Source organism: Mycobacterium sp. pV006 (assembly GCF_041287115.1).
In the GTDB taxonomy this organism is placed as follows: domain Bacteria; phylum Actinomycetota; class Actinomycetes; order Mycobacteriales; family Mycobacteriaceae; genus Mycobacterium.
On the sequence record NZ_JBGGKT010000003.1, the window covers coordinates 242,242 to 259,097 of the forward strand.

At 69.2% G+C, this 16,856-nt stretch carries 12 protein-coding genes; 3 read left to right on the forward strand and 9 right to left on the reverse strand.

From position 1 onward, the window contains the following. The first annotated feature begins 61 nt into the window (after window positions 1–61). Window positions 62–3,925: an AMP-binding protein gene (locus tag ACAG25_RS07150; RefSeq protein WP_370487628.1), complete on the forward strand. Its 3,864-nt coding sequence runs from the start codon at window positions 62–64 to the stop codon at window positions 3,923–3,925. Window positions 3,926–3,934: 9 nt separating this feature from the next. Here ACAG25_RS07150 and ACAG25_RS07155 read toward each other — a convergent pair whose 3' ends face one another. Beyond that, window positions 3,935–4,765 carry a sugar phosphate isomerase/epimerase family protein gene (locus ACAG25_RS07155; protein ID WP_370487629.1) on the reverse strand — a complete coding sequence of 277 codons (831 nt, stop codon included), beginning with the start codon at window positions 4,763–4,765 and terminating at the stop codon, window positions 3,935–3,937. Window positions 4,766–4,844: 79 nt separating this feature from the next. Between ACAG25_RS07155 and ACAG25_RS07160 the strand changes: the two genes are divergently transcribed. Next, the gene (locus ACAG25_RS07160; RefSeq protein ID WP_370487630.1) at window positions 4,845–5,762 is read left to right on the forward strand and encodes an alpha/beta hydrolase; all 918 of its coding nucleotides are present in this window, start codon (window positions 4,845–4,847) and stop codon (window positions 5,760–5,762) included. Between the two features lie 12 nt (window positions 5,763–5,774). Next, the gene (locus ACAG25_RS07165) at window positions 5,775–7,265 is read left to right on the forward strand and encodes a flavin-containing monooxygenase (protein WP_370487631.1); all 1,491 of its coding nucleotides are present in this window, start codon (window positions 5,775–5,777) and stop codon (window positions 7,263–7,265) included. Window positions 7,266–7,269: 4 nt separating this feature from the next. Here the strand turns inward: ACAG25_RS07165 and metK are convergent, their stop codons facing one another. The 8 genes from metK to carA all read right to left on the reverse strand — a co-directional run bounded on the left by metK (window position 7,270) and on the right by carA (window position 16,854). Continuing rightward, the gene (gene metK, locus ACAG25_RS07170; protein WP_370487632.1) at window positions 7,270–8,478 is read right to left on the reverse strand and encodes a methionine adenosyltransferase; all 1,209 of its coding nucleotides are present in this window, start codon (window positions 8,476–8,478) and stop codon (window positions 7,270–7,272) included. 123 nt (window positions 8,479–8,601) lie between these two features. Further along, window positions 8,602–9,852 (reverse strand): bifunctional phosphopantothenoylcysteine decarboxylase/phosphopantothenate--cysteine ligase CoaBC, encoded by a 1,251-nt coding sequence (gene coaBC, locus ACAG25_RS07175; RefSeq protein ID WP_370487633.1) that lies wholly within the window; start codon window positions 9,850–9,852, stop codon window positions 8,602–8,604. A gap of 44 nt (window positions 9,853–9,896) precedes the next feature. Continuing rightward, window positions 9,897–10,214: a DNA-directed RNA polymerase subunit omega gene (gene rpoZ, locus ACAG25_RS07180; protein ID WP_370487773.1), complete on the reverse strand. Its 318-nt coding sequence runs from the start codon at window positions 10,212–10,214 to the stop codon at window positions 9,897–9,899. A 27-nt stretch (window positions 10,215–10,241) separates the two neighbouring features. Continuing rightward, window positions 10,242–10,859 (reverse strand): guanylate kinase, encoded by a 618-nt coding sequence (gene gmk, locus ACAG25_RS07185; RefSeq protein ID WP_370487634.1) that lies wholly within the window; start codon window positions 10,857–10,859, stop codon window positions 10,242–10,244. 7 nt (window positions 10,860–10,866) lie between these two features. Next, on the reverse strand, window positions 10,867–11,181 hold the full coding sequence (gene mihF, locus ACAG25_RS07190; protein ID WP_014815655.1) for an integration host factor, actinobacterial type: 315 nt from the start codon (window positions 11,179–11,181) through the stop codon (window positions 10,867–10,869). A gap of 379 nt (window positions 11,182–11,560) precedes the next feature. Beyond that, window positions 11,561–12,382: an orotidine-5'-phosphate decarboxylase gene (gene pyrF / locus ACAG25_RS07195; protein ID WP_370487636.1), complete on the reverse strand. Its 822-nt coding sequence runs from the start codon at window positions 12,380–12,382 to the stop codon at window positions 11,561–11,563. A gap of 3 nt (window positions 12,383–12,385) precedes the next feature. Beyond that, window positions 12,386–15,727, reverse strand: a complete 3,342-nt coding sequence (gene carB, locus ACAG25_RS07200) for a carbamoyl-phosphate synthase large subunit (protein ID WP_370487638.1) — start codon at window positions 15,725–15,727, stop codon at window positions 12,386–12,388. Next, window positions 15,727–16,854: a glutamine-hydrolyzing carbamoyl-phosphate synthase small subunit gene (gene carA / locus ACAG25_RS07205; protein WP_370487774.1), complete on the reverse strand. Its 1,128-nt coding sequence runs from the start codon at window positions 16,852–16,854 to the stop codon at window positions 15,727–15,729. Before carA ends, carB begins: the two co-directional genes overlap by 1 nt. Between the last annotated feature and the right edge of the window lie 2 nt (window positions 16,855–16,856).

A 16,856-nucleotide genomic window follows, 5' to 3' on the forward strand; every position in this document is an offset into this window, starting at 1 on the left:
TCCGGCCAGCCCATTTCGTTGGTGGCTCGACGCCCCAGCACTTTTCGCAAGGAACCGATTCATGCCGACCACGGGAGTCCCCGGTGCCCCGCGCGTGACCCCGGCGGTGCCCAGCACCCGCCGTGAACGTGGCGGTGGCGGCCTGGGTATCGACATCGTCGCCGTCATGACGTCCAGCGCAGCCACCGGAATCCTCGGGTTCGTGTTCTGGACGGTGGCGGCCCGAGGCTACTCGACCGCCGAGGTCGGCCGGGCGTCGGCGATCATCTCGTCGGCGAGCCTGATCGCGATTCTGGCGAACTTCAGTCTCGGCAGCCTCTACGAACGGTTTCTGCCGTTGGCCGGCAGCCAGACCCAGCGTCTGGTGCGGCGCGGGACCGTGTTCGTGGTGTGCGCCGCACTGTTGTTCGGTGTGGTGTTCGTGATGGCAGGTCCACGCGCGCAGCTGTTTCCGAGTCTCTTCGAAGCGGTGGTGTTCCCGCTGTTCGTGGTCGTGCTGGCGATCTATGCGCTGCAGGATCAGGTCCTCATCGGACTGGGCCGGGCCCGCACGATCGCGGTCAAGAACATCACGCAGTCCACGGCCAAGCTGATCGCGGTGGCCGCCTTGATCCCGCTGGCCACCGGCGCGGCCATCGTGTGGTCGTGGGTGGTGCCCGCAGCGGTGATCACCGCAGTGATCGCCGTCGCCGTCATCCGTCGGGAGTCGGCCCGCCACAACGGCGCCTCGAGCCTGCCGGGCCGGCGCCAGCTCGTCGAATTCTTCGCCGGCTCCTACGCCATCAACGCCGTCGCGGTGACCGTGCCGTTGCTGCTGCCGCTGATCGTCGTCGCGCAGCTGGGCACCGAGATGAACGCGTACTTCTCCATGTGCTGGCTGGTGGTCAACACCGTCGGGGTGCTGATCGGTGCGACCGCGGCGCCGTTCATCGCGACCGCGTCGGCGCCCGGGGCGGATCTGCGCGCGTGTACGAAGCGCTTCGTGCTGCTGTGCAGTGCGGCCGCGCTGGGAGGATGCGCGGCGCTGCAGCTCGCCGCGCCGCTGATCCTCGGGATCCTCGGTCCGGACTACGCCGAGCAGGGCACGGTGCTGATCCGGATCATGGCACTGACGTTGCCGTCGGTGGCTCTGATGACGATCTACACCGCGCTGGCACGACTGCAACGCCGGCTTCGACTGGCCGTCGCTGCGCAGCTTCTCCTCGGGGTCATCGTGGTCGGCGGAGTGATCGTCACGACGCCGCTGTGGGGAATCAACGCGGTCGCCTACACCTACCTGGCCGCCGAGCTGATCACCACGCTGATCGTCTGCGGCCCGGCGATCGTGCTGTTGCGCAGGGTCGCGGTGACACCGCAGGGGCAGTCCCTCGACACCGGCCGGCCCGAACCGAGCACCTCACCGCGCACATCCACTGCGCCCCAGTCGATTCCCACCGACAGTCCGATCGGCTACGACTCGGTCACGCAGCGGTGGGTCGAGATCGCCGAGCAGCGCCGCGCCCTGCCCGCGTTGCACACCGACGCCGGATCGATCACCTACCACGCGTTGCGGGTCGCCGCCGAAGACTGGGCGCGGGCATTCGCGGCGCGCCCCCGACCCGGGTTCGCGGTGGTCCTGATCGGCGACCTCACCCCCGACACCGCGGCCGTCATCTTCGGTGCCTTCGCCGCCGGGGCGCCGCTGGTGCCGCTGGACACCGAACTGCCGCAGGACCGCATGTCGTTGATCGTCGAAACCCTGGAGCAACAGGGTTATCCGGTCGACACCGTCGTCGTCGGCAGCGATACGACACCTCCGGTCGGGGGGCTGTTCGACCGGGCGACCGTGTGGTCGGCCACGCAGTGCCCGACCGTGGACGCGAAAGCCGCACTGCCACCGCTTCCGACCCTGCGCACGGTGACCAGCATCCAGTTCACCTCCGGATCGTCCGGGGAGCCGAAAGCCGTGCTGCACACGCACGGAACCTGGCTCAGCGACTGGATTCTGCACCGGGACCGGTTCGGGATCACCGCGGGCCGCCGCGTGGCGCTGTGCATGCCGGTCAGCTTCGCGGCCGGGCTCAATGTCGCGATCGGGGCACTGCTTTCCGGTGCCGAGTTGATCGCGGTCGAACCGCGCAGGCACACCCCCGAGGTGATCCTCGACCGCCTCGAACGCACCGACATCGTCATGTGCACACCGTCACTGCTGCAGTCGCTGTCCGAGGCCGCGGCCGGCCGCCGGCTGGAATCGGTGGAGCGCATCGTGACCACCGGGGAACCGGTGTACGGCAGTGTCTTCCGCGCCGCACGTATCCTCGCGCCGACAGCGGTGCTGACGAACTGGGCCGGATCGTCGGAGACCCTGGGCATGGCCCACCACGACATCGGTCCGGCCGACGACATACCGCCGGGCGTGATACCGGCGGGCGTGGCCGTGCCCCACAAGAGGCTCGCCGTGGACGACCAGGGCCGGCTCACCGTCACCTCGCGATACCTGGCCGCCGGTTACCTCAAGCCCGAGTCCGCTGCCACCGTGTTCGTCGACAACGCCGACGGCACGACGACTTTCGTCACCAACGACCGCGCCCGCATCACCGAGGACGGCGTGTTGGTGGTCTTGGGACGCATGGACGCCGCGGTGAAGATCCGCGGTTATCTGGTCGAACCGGCCGACGTCGAAGCCGCCCTGCTGGCCTGCGCCGGAATCCGCGAGGCTCTGGTGGTCGCCGGCCGCGACCCCGACAGCCCGACGCTGATCGCCTACGTCGCCCCGGCGCCGGGGGTCAAGACCCCCGCGGTGGCGGTGGTCCGCGCCGAGTTGCACACCCGGTTGCCGGCGTGGATGGTCCCCACCCACGTCGTGATGCTCGAGGCGCTCCCCCGCAACGAGCGCGGCAAGGTCGACCGCAGCGCGTTGCCGGTTCCCGTGCGGGGGCCGATCGAAGCACCGTTGCCGGGACTCGAGGAGCAGATCGCGGCGGTCTGGGCGCGGATCCTTCGCCTGGAACAGGTCGGGCGCGATGAGAACTTCTACGCGCTGGGCGGTGATTCCCTCAACGTCGCGCAACTGCTGACCGAGGCTGCCGGCCTCCATGGCATCACGCTGGCGCCGTCGGATCTGGCGTCTGCGCCGACGGTCGCGCAGTTCGCCGACCTGGTCGGGTCGCGACGCAGCGGACGTTCCACGGCCCGCCGGCCGGCCCCGACCACCGTCGTGCTCCGCGCACCCGGCGCGACGACCTCGGACACGGTGTTCTGTTTCGCCGGCGCGGGGGCGTCGGCGCTGTCGTTCGTGCCGCTGGCCGACCACCTCGCCGGAAACACCGCGGTCGTCGCGTTCCAGGCCAACGGCCTGGAGAACAGGGCCGTCCCCGACTGGACCGTGGCGCGCGCCGGCCGACGCTTCGTCAAAGACCTGCTCGCGCTGCAGCCGGCCGGACCCTACACCCTGGTCGGACATTCGCTGGGCGCATTCATCGCGATCGATGTGGCTCATCGTCTGCGGGAGCGGGGACACGACGTGGCGCTGGTGACCATGCTCGACCCGTTCCTGCCGCCGCGCTCGGTGCGTGCGGCCCGCGCGACCGTTCCCGATGCGGCCTCCACCCTCTTGGCCCAGGCACCGGCCGACCGGATGACGTTGTGGCGCAATCGGTTGTATCTACCGATAGCAGGGATCCTGGGCACCACCGCGGAGCAGAAGGTCGACGCGATGCGCGAGGTGGGGGTGCGGATCGGCCGCCTGCACCAGCCCCGTCCGTACCCGGGTCGCACCTTGCTGGTGCTCAGCGAGTTCAACATCGACGACGTGCGGGCGTGGTCGCAGGTGCTGACCGGTGAGGTGCAGATCGAGCGCGTCCGTTGCGATCACGATTCGATCGTGCGGGAGCCGCATGTGGGCCGGGTCGTCGAACTGTTGGAAACCGCTCGCGCCCGGTGCTGAGCGCAAAGCTCAGGCGGACAACGCGAACCGCTCGTCGTCGACGAACGCCATGACGCGTCGGGCGGCCCGCAGCGCCGCGCGTGCCCGCACACCCGCGGGAGCCGGCCACTGGACGGGGGCCTCGATGCTCACCGGTACCCGGGGCAGGGCCTGCAGCATCGCCGCCAGGTCGATACCGCCCTCGCCCGGGAACAGTCGGGCGTTGCGGCCCTGGAAGCGCAGTTCGTCGAGCGTCGTCGGCCGCGGCATCGACCCGTCACAGATCTGCACGTAACGGAACCAGTGCGGCGGCAGCGCAGCCAGCGAGGCCGGTGTCGTCGCCGCCCGGTCGTAGTGCAGCGCGTCGACCAGCAGGCCGACCGAATCACCTCCGCACCGCGACATGATGGCCGCGCCCGCGTCGAGGTCGACGACATCGGTCCAGGGCATCGGTTCGAGATTCGGTGTCAACCCGAATTCCGCGGCGAACGAACCCAGTTGGGCGAGATTGTCGGCCAGCCGGGCATGGTCGGGGTCGTTGCCCGTCACCAACACCTGCTCGGCGCCCAGGTAGGCACCGGTCTCCAATACCGGTCCGAACTCGTCTCGGACCCGGGTGTCCGGCCGCAACCGCAGCACCTCGATGTCGAGGACGAACAGGCCGGTGTCGTCGAGGCGCCTGCGTGTCTCGCGGATCAGCGGCGTCCGACCGATCGTCGGGCGCAGCGGCTCCTCTTCGGTGGCGCGGATCAGTCTGAGGCCGACGCCGTCGTAACCGGCTTCGGCAGCGCACGTCACGAACTCCGGTGGCCCGAGCTCCAGCAGCGTCAGCGGTGCCAGGGTGATCGGTCGGCGTCGCATGCACACAATTGTCGGGCAATCCGGTCCGTTGTGGGCGTTTACCTCGACCCGCCTGCGCCCGCGTGCGTACGGTGGCGACATGACCGCGAAGTTGGATCCCGTCCTGCAGAAGGTGCTCGAGGCCGTCCCGTTCCAGCTGACCACCGAGGGCGGCGCGGACTCGGCACGCCAACGGTTCCGCGAGCTTCCGCGCCGGGAACTGCATCCCGAGGTCTCCGCCGAGGATCGGGTGGTCGACTCGCCGGCGGGATCGATTCCCATCCGGATCTACCGGCCGCCGGCCGCGTCCGTCCTGCCGGTGGTGATGTTCTTCCACGGGGGCGGCTGGTCGGTGGGCGACCTCGACACCTACGACGCTACCGCACGGGTGCACGCCGTCGGCGCATCCGCGGTGGTGGTGTCGGTGGACTACCGGCTGGCCCCCGAACATCCGTATCCGGCCGCGGTCGAGGACTGCTGGGCGGCGACCCGGTGGGCGCTCGAGCACGCCGCGGACGTGGGCGGTGACCCGCAACGCCTCGCCGTGGCAGGCGATTCCGCGGGCGGCAACCTCGCTGCGGTGGTGGCCCAGTTGGCCCGCGACGCCGGGGTCACCTTGCGGATGCAGCTGCTGTGGTATCCGTCGACGACGTTCGACACGTCGTTGCCGTCGTTCACCGAGAACGCCGACGCACCGATACTGACGCGGGACGCCTGCACCGGGTTCACCCGGTGGTATCTCGGGGACGACCCCGTCTCGCCGGCCCCGGCGACCCTGATCCCGGCGCGCGGCAACCTGACCGGGCTGGCGCCCGCCTACATCGCCGTGGCCGGCCACGATCCGTTGCGGGACGACGGTATTCGCTACAGCGAGCTGTTGACCGAAGCCGGGGTGCCGGTGCAACTGGACCACGCCGAATCACTCGTGCACGGCTACCTGGCCTACACCGAGGTGGTCCCCGCCGCCACCGAGGCCACCGCCCGCGGCCTGGCCGCGCTGCGGAACGCCCTGAGCTGACGAGGAATGACGATGAGCAGTCCAGACCATGACACCGTGATCGTCGGTGCCGGATTCTCCGGTATCGGCGCGGCCATCGCGCTCGATCGATCCGGGCTCGGCGACTACCTGGTGCTCGAAGCCGGCGACGACGTCGGCGGAACCTGGTACTGGAACACCTATCCCGGTATCGCCGTGGACATCCCGTCGTTCTCCTACCAGTTCTCGTTCGAGCAGAGCACCGAGTGGTCGCGCACCTACGCTCCGGGACGAGAGCTGGCCGCCTATGCGGCGCACTGCGTCGACAAATACGGCCTGCGCCCCAAGATCCGCTTGTCGACCACCGTCCTGCGCGCCGATTACGAAGAGAACCAACAACTCTGGCGCATCACCACCGAATCCGACGGTCGCCGTGACAGCATCACCGCACGGTTCCTGATCAATGCCGGCGGCGTGCTGACTGTGCCGAAGTTGCCCGACATCGCAGGCGTCGACTCGTTCTCCGGGCCCACCGTGCACACCGCCCGCTGGGACCACGACCTGGATCTGCGCGGCAAGCGGGTCGGGATCATCGGCACGGGCGCCTCAGCGGTGCAGGTGATCCCCGAGATCGCACCGATCGTCGAGCGCCTCACCGTGTTTCAGCGCACCCCCATCTGGTGCTTCCCGAAATTCGATGTGCCACTGCGCAGCACCGCCCGCACGCTGATGCGGTTGCCGCTGGGCCGCACCGTCCAGCGGCTGCTCAGCCAGCTGTACGTGGAGCTGACGTTCCCGCTGCCGGCGCAGTACTTCACGCTCAACCCGATGGCCAAACGCATGGCCGACGCAGGCCGGGCCTACCTGCGCCGAGAGGTGAAGGACCCCGCGACGCGCGACAAGCTGACACCGCGCTACGCCGTGGGGTGCAAACGCCCGGGTTTCCACAACACGTACCTGTCGACGTTCAACCGCGACAACGTCGAACTGGTCACCGACACGATCGAAGCGATCACCGAGACGGGTGTCGCGACGGCCGACGGTGCGCGACACGAACTCGACGTGCTGATCCTGGCCACCGGTTTCCAGGTGATGGACACCGACAGCATGACCTTCCCGATCCACGGTCGGGACGGCCGGTCCCTGGCTCAGTTCTGGACCGAGCACCGGCTGCAGGCCTACGAGGGCGTGAGCATCCCGGGGTTCCCGAACTTCTTCACCGTGTTCGGTCCCTACGGATATGTCGGCTCGTCGTACTTCGCGCTCATCGAGGCGCAGACCCATCACATCGTGCGGTGTCTGCGCGCGGCAGAGCAGCGTCGCGCCACCCGCATCGAGGTCCGGCAGGAAGCCAACGACCGCTTCTTCGCCGAGATGATGCGCAAACGGCACCGCCAGATCTTCTGGCAGGACAGCTGCCGGCACGCCAACAGCTACTACTTCGACGCCAACGGCGACGTTCCGCTGCGGCCCGCCAGCACGCTCGAGGCGTACTGGCGAAGCCGCCGCTTCCCGATCGACGACTACGAGTTCGCCGCGGGGTGAACTGTCAGACGGCGTTCTTCAGGTCGTCGACCTTGTTGAGCTGCTCCCACGGCAACTCGATGTCGGTCCGGCCGAAGTGGCCGTACGCCGCGGTGGGCGCGTAGATCGGGCGCAGCAGGTCCAGGTCGCGAACGATCGCGCCGGGACGCAGGTCGAACACCTCGCCGATGGCCTTCTCGATCTTGACCGGGTCGACGGTCTCCGAGCCGAACGTCTCGACGAACAGGCCCACCGGAGCCGCCTTGCCGATCGCGTAGGCGACCTGCACCTCGACCCGCTCCGCCAGCCCGGCGGCCACCACGTTCTTGGCGACCCAGCGCATGGCGTACGCGGCCGACCGGTCGACCTTGGACGGGTCCTTGCCGGAGAAGGCGCCACCGCCGTGACGCGCCCAGCCACCGTAGGTGTCGACGATGATCTTGCGGCCGGTCAGGCCGGCGTCGCCCATCGGTCCGCCGAGCACGAACTTGCCGGTCGGGTTCACCAGGATCCGCGGGCTGGAGGTGTCGAGGGTCTCGTGCCCGAGTTCGGCCAGCACCGTGTCGATCACGTGCTGCTTGATCTCCGGTGCGAGCTGGCTGTCGAGGTCGATGCCGTCGGCGTGCTGGGTGGACAGCACGACGGTGTCCAGACGGACCGGGGTGGTGCCGTCGTACTGCACGGTGACCTGGGTCTTGCCGTCCGGGCGCAGGTAGTCCAGTGTGCCGTTCTTCCGGACCTCGGTGAGCTTGCGCGAGAGACGGTGCGCCAGCGCGATCGGCAACGGCATCAGCTCCGGGGTGTCGGCGATCGCGTACCCGAACATCAGGCCCTGGTCGCCCGCACCCTGCGAGTCGAGCGGATCGGCCGCGCCCTCGACGCGGGTCTCGTGGGCGGTGTCGACGCCCTGGGCGATGTCCGGGGACTGTGCGCCGATGCCGATGTTGACACCGCAGGTCGCCCCGTCGAAGCCCTTGTCGGAATGGTCGTAGCCGATGTCGAGGATGCGCTCCCGCACGGTGTTGGTGATGTCGGCGAACGCGGCCTTGGCCGCGGTGGTCACCTCACCGACCACGTGCACCTGGCCGGTGGTCACCAGTGTCTCCACGGCGACGCGGGACTTCGGGTCGTCGGCGAGCAGTGCGTCGAGTACCGAGTCGCTGATGGCGTCGCAGATCTTGTCGGGATGCCCCTCGGTCACCGACTCACTGGTAAACAACCGAGCTTCACTCACGTCCGATCCCTTTCACTCAGCACACCTGAGGTAGTTGGTGACTCCGCTGTGCGGGCGCCTTTTGCACCCAAGCGTGTCCCGCCGCAGCGCGCAACCCTTACGCGCATGCTGACTTGCTCGGACCTACCCGGCGCCGGTGCGCAGGAAGGCCGCGATTGCGTCCACAATACGGCTGGCGATCACGGTCTTCGAACCGTGCTCCAGGGCGGACTCATTTCCGTCCGCCGACAACAACCATCCGTCGTTGTGATCGACCTCGAACGCGCGGTTCTCCCCCACGGCGTTGACCACCAGGAGGTCGCACCCTTTGCGCTTCAGTTTGGCGCGGGCATGGAACAGCACGTCGCCGTTGGCGTCGCCGGTTTCGGCGGCGAATCCGACGATGGCTCTCATGTTGGGCAGCTGGCCGTCGCTGCGGGAGCGGACCGCACCGGCGAGCACGTCGTCGTTGCGGATCAGCTCGATGGTGGGGTCACCCGCACCGGTGGCGTCCTTCTTGATCTTGCTGGTGGCCTGGTGCGCCGGACGGAAGTCGGCGACTGCCGCGGCCATCACCAGGACGTTGGCCGCCGGCGCGTGCTTGGACACCGCGTCGGCGAGCTGAGCGGCCGATCCTATCCGGATGACCTCGACGCCTGCGGGGTCGATCAGCCCGGCGGTGTTACCGGCGATCAGGGTGACCTCGGCGCCGCGCTGGGCCATCACGCGCGCCACGGCATAGCCCTGCTTGCCCGAGCTGCGGTTGCCGATGAAGCGAACCGGGTCGATGGGCTCGCGGGTGCCGCCGGCGGTCACCAGCACCTTGACGCCGGCAAGGTCGTAGGGCAGCGCGTCGCCGCGGCTCAGCAGCAGCTGCGACAGCGTGCTGATCTCCTCGGCCTCCGGCAGCCGCCCCGGGCCGGTGTCCGCTCCCGTCAACCGTCCGGAGGCGGGCTCCATGACTACCGCGCCGCGGCGGCGCAGCGTCGCGACGTTCTCGACGGTCGCGGGATGCTGCCACATCTCGGTGTGCATCGCCGGCGCGTAGAGAACCGGACATCGCACCGTCAGCAGGGTCGCGGTGAGCAGGTCGTCGGCGCGTCCGGAGGCCGCCCGCGCCAACAGGTCGGCGGTCGCCGGGGCCACGACGATCAGATCGGCGTTCTGGCCGATGCGCACGTGGGGAACTTCGTGGACGTCTTCGAAGACGCCCGTGTGGACGGGGTTGCCGGAGAGCGCCTCGAAGGTGGCCGCCCCGACGAAACGCAGCGCGGACTCGGTCGGTACCACCCGGACCGAGTGACCGGCTTCGGTGAGTTGGCGGACCACGGTGGCCGCCTTGTATGCGGCGATGCCACCGGCCACGCCGACGATGATCCGTTTGCGCTCGGTCATCTGCATCCGCTCTCGGCCCGAGGGGTCACCCGCCGGGCCGTTCTCTACTCGCCCTCGGTGTGCTCGAGCAGGTCCGCGTGGATCTCACGCAGCGCGATCGACAGGGGCTTCTCCTGCAGACCGGGCTCGACCAGCGGACCGACGTACTCGAGGATGCCGTCGCCGAGCTGGTTGTAGTAGTCGTTGATCTGACGCGCACGCTTGGCGGCGTAGATGACCAGCGCGTACTTGCTCGACGCGCGGTCCAGCAGCTCGTCGATGGGCGGGTTGGTGATACCCAGCGGGGTGTCGTAGGCGCTGGCGACCGGATCGAGGTCCTGGACGGCTTGCGGGCTGCTCACTGAAAATTCTCCTGGCGAAATCGGACGAGGCTTTGAGGACGAGGGCGATCAGGACTGATCGCGCGGCACCTGCGGGTGGGCCACCAGCAAGGATACCAATTCCGCGCATGCGGACTCCAATTGAGCGTTGACGACGACCTGGTCGAAGTCGCCCTGAGCGGCGAGTTCGTCCCGGGCCGTCTGCAGTCGGCGCGCCATCACCTCCGGGGTCTCGGTGCCGCGGCCGGTCAGCCGGCTCTCCAGCACCTCCCAGCTGGGCGGCGCCAGGAACACCGTGGTGGCCTCCGGCAGCGCCTTCTTGACGGCCCGCGCACCGGCGAGATCGACTTCGATGAGCACCGGACGGCCCGCGGCGGTCGCCGCCGCCACCGGCGCGGCCGGGGTTCCGGAACGGTGCAGTCCACCGTGGATGTCGGCCCACTCCAGCAGGGCGCCGGTGTCGATGAGCTGCTGGAACTCTGCTGCCGTGACAAACGAGTAGTCCACGCCGTCGACCTCGCCGGGACGCGGTGCCCGGGTGGTCACCGACACGCTGAAGTACAGGTCCGGGACCCGCTCACGCAGGCACCGGACGACGGTGGACTTACCGACAGCAGACGGGCCGGACAACACCACTACCGGCGCTTCGGCGCGCGCGGCGTCGCCCGGCCCACTGCCTCGACTCACCGACTCGTTACTGGTCGAACTTTTCCAGCAGAGCCTTGCGCTGACGGTCGCCCAGGCCGCGCAGACGGCGGGTCGGGGCGATCTCGAGTTCGGTCATGATCTCCTGCGCCTTGACCTTGCCGACCTTCGGCAGGGCTTCCAGGAGCGCGGAAACTTTCATCTTGCCCAAGACCTCGTCGGTCTCGGCGTCTTTGAGCACCTGCTTGAGATTGGTGCCGCCGCGCTTGAGCCGGTCCTTCAACTCGGCTCGGGCTCGACGTGCGGCAGCAGCCTTCTCCAACGCTGCCGCGCGCTGCTCGTCGGTCAACTGGGGAAGGGCCACGGGGTTCCTCCGTCTCTCACCATCATCTGTTTTGTCTCGGCCGGTCGTTGGGATTCGTCAGAACCAGCCAGCGTGGACGACCGTACCCACGCATCCTGACGAAAGCGAACCCCACCCCCGGGTTTTTCCGTCAAAAGCCCAGCGTGTAGGGCGCGTCACCGCTCGGCGCCGACGCCTGCGCGCGTGACGCTACGCCGTTGCCGAAAACGGCCGCGCACCCAAACGACCTGCGTAGGGGCGGTATCGGCCGGTCAGGCGCGACCTCACGGGTTCGCCGGCGCGTCCGGCGGTGCCGGAGCGGGCCGCCGATGGGTTTTCCGACGAAAATTTCGCTGATCATCGCAGTTCGGGCGTGTCGCGGGCCCCGCACCGGCTTTGATCATGAGGGGTCGTTGAGATGGGCGACCGCGTCGCGCATCCGTTCCGCGGCGGCCCGCAGATCGCCCACGTCCGGTCCGCAGCGCAGCACCTCGCGCGACACCGCGGGCAACAGCTGGCCCGGCCGCGCCCCTCCGAGCCCTCTGAGCGCGTCGGGACGGCCGCCCTGGGCTCCCACCCCGGGCACCAGCACGGGGCCGTTGAGGGCGCTCACGTCCGGCGGATCGGCCAGCGTGGCGCCGACGACGACACCGACTGCTCCCGGCCCGGGACCGGCGTTCTCGGCGGCGGCCGCGTCCACGACGCTCTGCGCGACGCTGCGCGGGCCGGCCTGCGCGAGCTGGATGGACGCACCCTCCGGATTCGACGTCGCCGCGAGCACGAACACCCCCCGGTCGTGGTCCCGGGCGATGTCGAGCAGCGGTCGTAGCGACCCGAACCCGAGATAGGGCGACGCCGTCACCGCGTCGGCGGCCAACGGCGAGTCACCGGCCCAGGCCGTCGCGTAGGCGGCCATCGTCGACCCGATGTCACCGCGTTTGGCGTCGGCGAGCACCAGGACGCCGACTGCGCCCAACTCGCCGATGGTGCGTTCGAGCACCGCGTACCCGGCCGAGCCGTAGGCCTCGAAGAACGCGACCTGCGGCTTGACCACCGCGGCGCCGGAGAACGCGGCGACGCAGATGTCGCTGAACCGGGCCAGACCGTCGGCGTCGGCGTCGAGGCCCCAGGCGTGCAGCAGCTCCGGATGCGGGTCGATGCCCAGGCACAGCGGACCGCGCTGCGCCATCGCAGCCGACAGCCGTACCCCGAAGCCGCTCACCGGTCAGGACCCCAGCGAGTTGTGCAGATCCTGCAGTGACATCACGCCGATGTCGCCGCGAATACTCGATTCGATGCCCTGCACCGCCGCCGACGCGCCCTGCACCGTCGTCACACACGGGATGCTCGTCGCCACCGCCGCCGACCGGATCTCGTAGCCGTCGACTCGGGGACCCGAGTTGCCGTACGGCGTGTTGATCACGATGTCGACCTCCCCGGCGCGGATCGCGTCCACGGCCGAGCGGGACCGGTCGTCGGCTCCGCTGGGACTCTCGTAGTGCTTGCGCACCTCCTCACACGGAATCCCGTTGCGCCTCAACATCTCTGCGGTGCCCTCGGTGGCCAGCACCTTGAACCCGAGGTCGGCCAGGCGTTTGACCGGGAACACCAGCGATCGTTTGTCGCGGTTGGCCACCGAGACGAATGCCGTGCCGCGGGTGGGCAGCGAGCCGTACGCGGCGGTCTGACTCTTGGCGAACGCACTGCCGAAATCGTGGGCGATACCCATCACCTCGCCGGTGGACTTCATCTCCGGTCCCAGCAGCGAATCGATCTGCGTGCCGTCGGACTTGCGGAACCGATGGAACGGCAGCACGGCCTCCTTGACCGCGACGGGCGCGTTGCGCGCGGTGGTCGCACCGTCGCCCTCCCGGGCCAGCACACCCTCCTCACGCAGCTGCGCGATGCTGGCGCCGAGCATGATCCGGGCGCACGCCTTGGCCAGCGGCACCGCGGTGGCCTTGGAGACGAACGGGACAGTACGACTGGCCCGCGGGTTGGCCTCCAGGACGTAGAGCACGTCGTCCTTGAGCGCGTACTGCACGTTGAGCAGCCCCACCACGCCGATGCCGAACGCGATGGCCTCGGTGGCCCGGCGCACGGCCTCGATGTCGCTGCGGCCCAACGTCACCGGCGGCAGGGCGCACGCGGAGTCACCGGAGTGGATGCCGGCCTCCTCGATGTGCTCCATCACCCCGCCGATGTAGACCTCGGTGCCGTCGCACAACGCGTCGACGTCGATCTCGATGGCGTCCTCGAGGAAGCGGTCGACCAGGACGGGATGTTCCGGCGAGAGCTGGGTCGCGCGGGTGATGTAACCGTGCAGGGTCTCGTCGTCGTAGACGATCTCCATGCCGCGCCCACCCAGCACGTACGACGGCCGCACCAGCACCGGGTAGCCGATGTCCGCGGCGATGCGGCGCGCCTGCTCGAAGCTGGTCGCCATGCCGTACTTGGGGGCCGGGAGACCGGCGGCGGTGAGCACCTCACCGAAGTGACCACGGTCCTCGGCCAGGTCGATGGCCTCCGGCGGGGTGCCGACGATCGGCACGCCGGCCTTCTCCAGGCGTTCGGCCAATCCCAGCGGCGTCTGCCCGCCGAGCTGCACGATGACGCCGACCACCCCGGGACCGCCCGCACCGGAGGCCTGTTCGGCGTAGTACACCTCGAGCACGTCCTCGAACGTCAACGGTTCGAAGTACAGCCGGTCGGCGGTGTCGTAGTCGGTCGACACCGTCTCGGGGTTGCAGTTGACCATCACGGTCTCGAACCCGGCCTCTGACAGCGTCGTCGCGGCATGCACACAGCTGTAGTCGAATTCGATGCCCTGACCGATGCGGTTGGGACCGGATCCGAGGATCAGCACCTTGGGTCGCTCCGACTGCGGCGCCACCTCACTTTCGGCGGCGGGGTCGAGTTCGTAGCTGCTGTAGTGGTACGGCGTCTTGGCCTCGAACTCCGCGGCGCAGGTGTCGACGGTCTTGAACACCGGGTGGATCCCGAGCCGCTGACGCAGCGCCCGCACCCCGACCTCACCGGCCAGTTCCGGGCGCAGCGCGGCGATCTGGCGGTCGGACAGACCGCTGTTCTTGGCCCGGCGCAGCAGCTCCGCTCCGAGCACCGGCGCGTCGACCAGCTCCGCGCGCAGCTCCACCAGACCGGCGATCTGCTCGACGAACCACGGGTCGACACCGGAGGCTTCCGCGACCCGTTCGACGTCGGCGCCCAGGCGCAGCGCGTATTCGATGTCGTAGAGCCGTCCGTCGGTGGGCGTGCCCAGCCGTTCCAACACGTGCTCGACGTCGGCCTCGTCATCCGGGCCGGTCCAGAACCCGGCGCGGCCGGTCTCCAGCGAGCGCATCACCTTGCCCAGCGCCTCGACGAAGTTGCGGCCCAACGACATCGCCTCGCCGACCGACTTCATGGTGGTGGTCAGGGTGCCGTCGGCGCCGGGGAACTTCTCGAACGCGAACCGCGGCGCCTTGACCACGACGTAGTCCAGGGTGGGTTCGAAGCAGGCGGGGGTCTCCTTGGTGATGTCGTTGACGATCTCGTCGAGCGTGTAGCCGATGGCCAGCTTGGCCGCGATCTTGGCGATCGGGAAACCGGTGGCCTTCGACGCCAGCGCGCTCGACCGCGACACCCGCGGATTCATCTCGATGACGATCAGGCGGCCGTCGCGGGGGTTGACCGCGAACTGGATGTTGCAGCCGCCGGTGTCCACGCCGACCTCGCGCAGGATCTCGATGCCGAGTGTGCGCATCTGCTGGTATTCGCGGTCGGTCAGCGTCATCGCCGGCGCCACGGTCACCGAGTCACCGGTGTGCACGCCCATCGGGTCGAAGTTCTCGATCGAGCACACCACCACGACGTTGTCGTGGCCGTCGCGCATCAACTCGAGTTCGTACTCTTTCCAGCCGAAGATCGACTCCTCGATGAGCACGTTGGCCGACGGGGACGCGGCCAGGCCGTCGCCGGCCATGCGCTCGACGTCCTCGGCCGAGTACGCCATGCCCGAACCAAGGCCGCCCATGGTGAAGCTGGGCCGCACGACCACCGGCAACCCGAGGTCGGCGACCGTCTCCCGGACCTCGTCCATGGTGAAACACACACGGCTGCGCGCGGATTCGCCACCGACCTTCGCGACGATGTCCTTGAACTTCTGGCGGTCCTCGCCGCGCTGGATGGCGTCGAAGTCGGCACCGATGAGCTCGACGTCGTACTTGTCGAGGACGCCGTTCTCCGACAGCGCGACCGCGGTGTTCAGCGCCGTCTGACCGCCGAGGGTGGCCAGCAGCGCGTCGATCTTGTTACCGCGTTCAGCCTGCTGGGCGATCACCTTCTCGACGAAGCCCGGCGTGATCGGTTCGACATAGGTGTGGTCGGCGAACTCGGGGTCGGTCATGATCGTCGCCGGGTTCGAGTTGATCAGCGTGACCTGCAGCCCCTCGGCGCGCAGCACGCGGCAGGCCTGGGTGCCCGAGTAGTCGAACTCGGCGGCCTGTCCGATCAGGATCGGACCCGAGCCGATCACCAGGATGTGGTTGAGGTCGGTGCGGCGCGGCATTACTTCTCCCCTGCCTCGGACATGAGATCGATGAACTGGTCGAACAGGTATCCCGCGTCGCGGGGACCGGCCGCGGCCTCGGGGTGGTACTGCACCGAGAACGCCCGCCCGTCGATCAGCCGGACCCCCTCGACCACCCCGTCGTTGGCGCAGGTGTGGCTGACCTCGGCGCGGCCGAAGTCGGTGTCGAACTGCTCCCCCGCTTCTCCCTCGAGGGCGAAGCCGTGGTTCTGCGCGGTGATGGCCACCTGCCCGGTGGAGTGGTCGATCACCGGGATGTTGATGCCGCGGTGGCCGAAGGTCATCTTGTACGTCGAACGGCCCAGCGCGCGGCCCAGGATCTGGTTGCCGAAACAGATGCCGAACAACGGGATCCGGGCACCGAGCACCTCGCGGGTGACGGCGACGACGTGGTCTGCGGTCGCCGGGTCTCCGGGACCGTTGGACAGGAAGACCCCGTCGGGGCGCAGGTCGGTGACCTGGTCGAAGGTCGCCGAGGCCGGCAGCACCACCGTCCGGACGCCGCGCCGGGCGAAGTTGCGCGGCGTGTTGGTCTTGATGCCCAGGTCCAGGGCGACCACCGTGAAGCGTTGCGGCCCTTCGGCTTCGACGACGTACTCCTTGTCGGTGGTGACCTCACCGGCCAGGTCGGCGCCCAGCATCGATTCCTGCGCGCGCACGCGGGCGACGAGTTCGTCGACCGGCGCGTCGGCGGCCGGGCCGCTGAAGATGCCGGCCTTCATCGAGCCGCGGCTGCGCAGGTGCCGCACAACCGCGCGCGTGTCGACGCCGGCCACGCCGACCACGCCCTGCCGCTGCAGTTCGTCGTCGAGGGTGCCGGTGGCCCGCCAGTTCGATGCCCGCGGCGACGGGTCGCGCACGACGTAGCCGGCGACCCAGATCTTGTCGCCGCGACTTTCGCTGTCCTCCTGGTTCCAGCCGGTGTTTCCGATCTGGGGTGCGGTCGCCACCACGATCTGACGGTGATAGCTCGGATCGGTCAGCGTCTCCTGGTACCCGGACATGCCGGTGGAGAACACCGCTTCGCCGAGCGTCTCCCCGACCTCCCCGAACGGGGCGCCGGTGAAGACCCGGCCGTCCTCGAGCACCAGTACGGCTTTGTCCATGG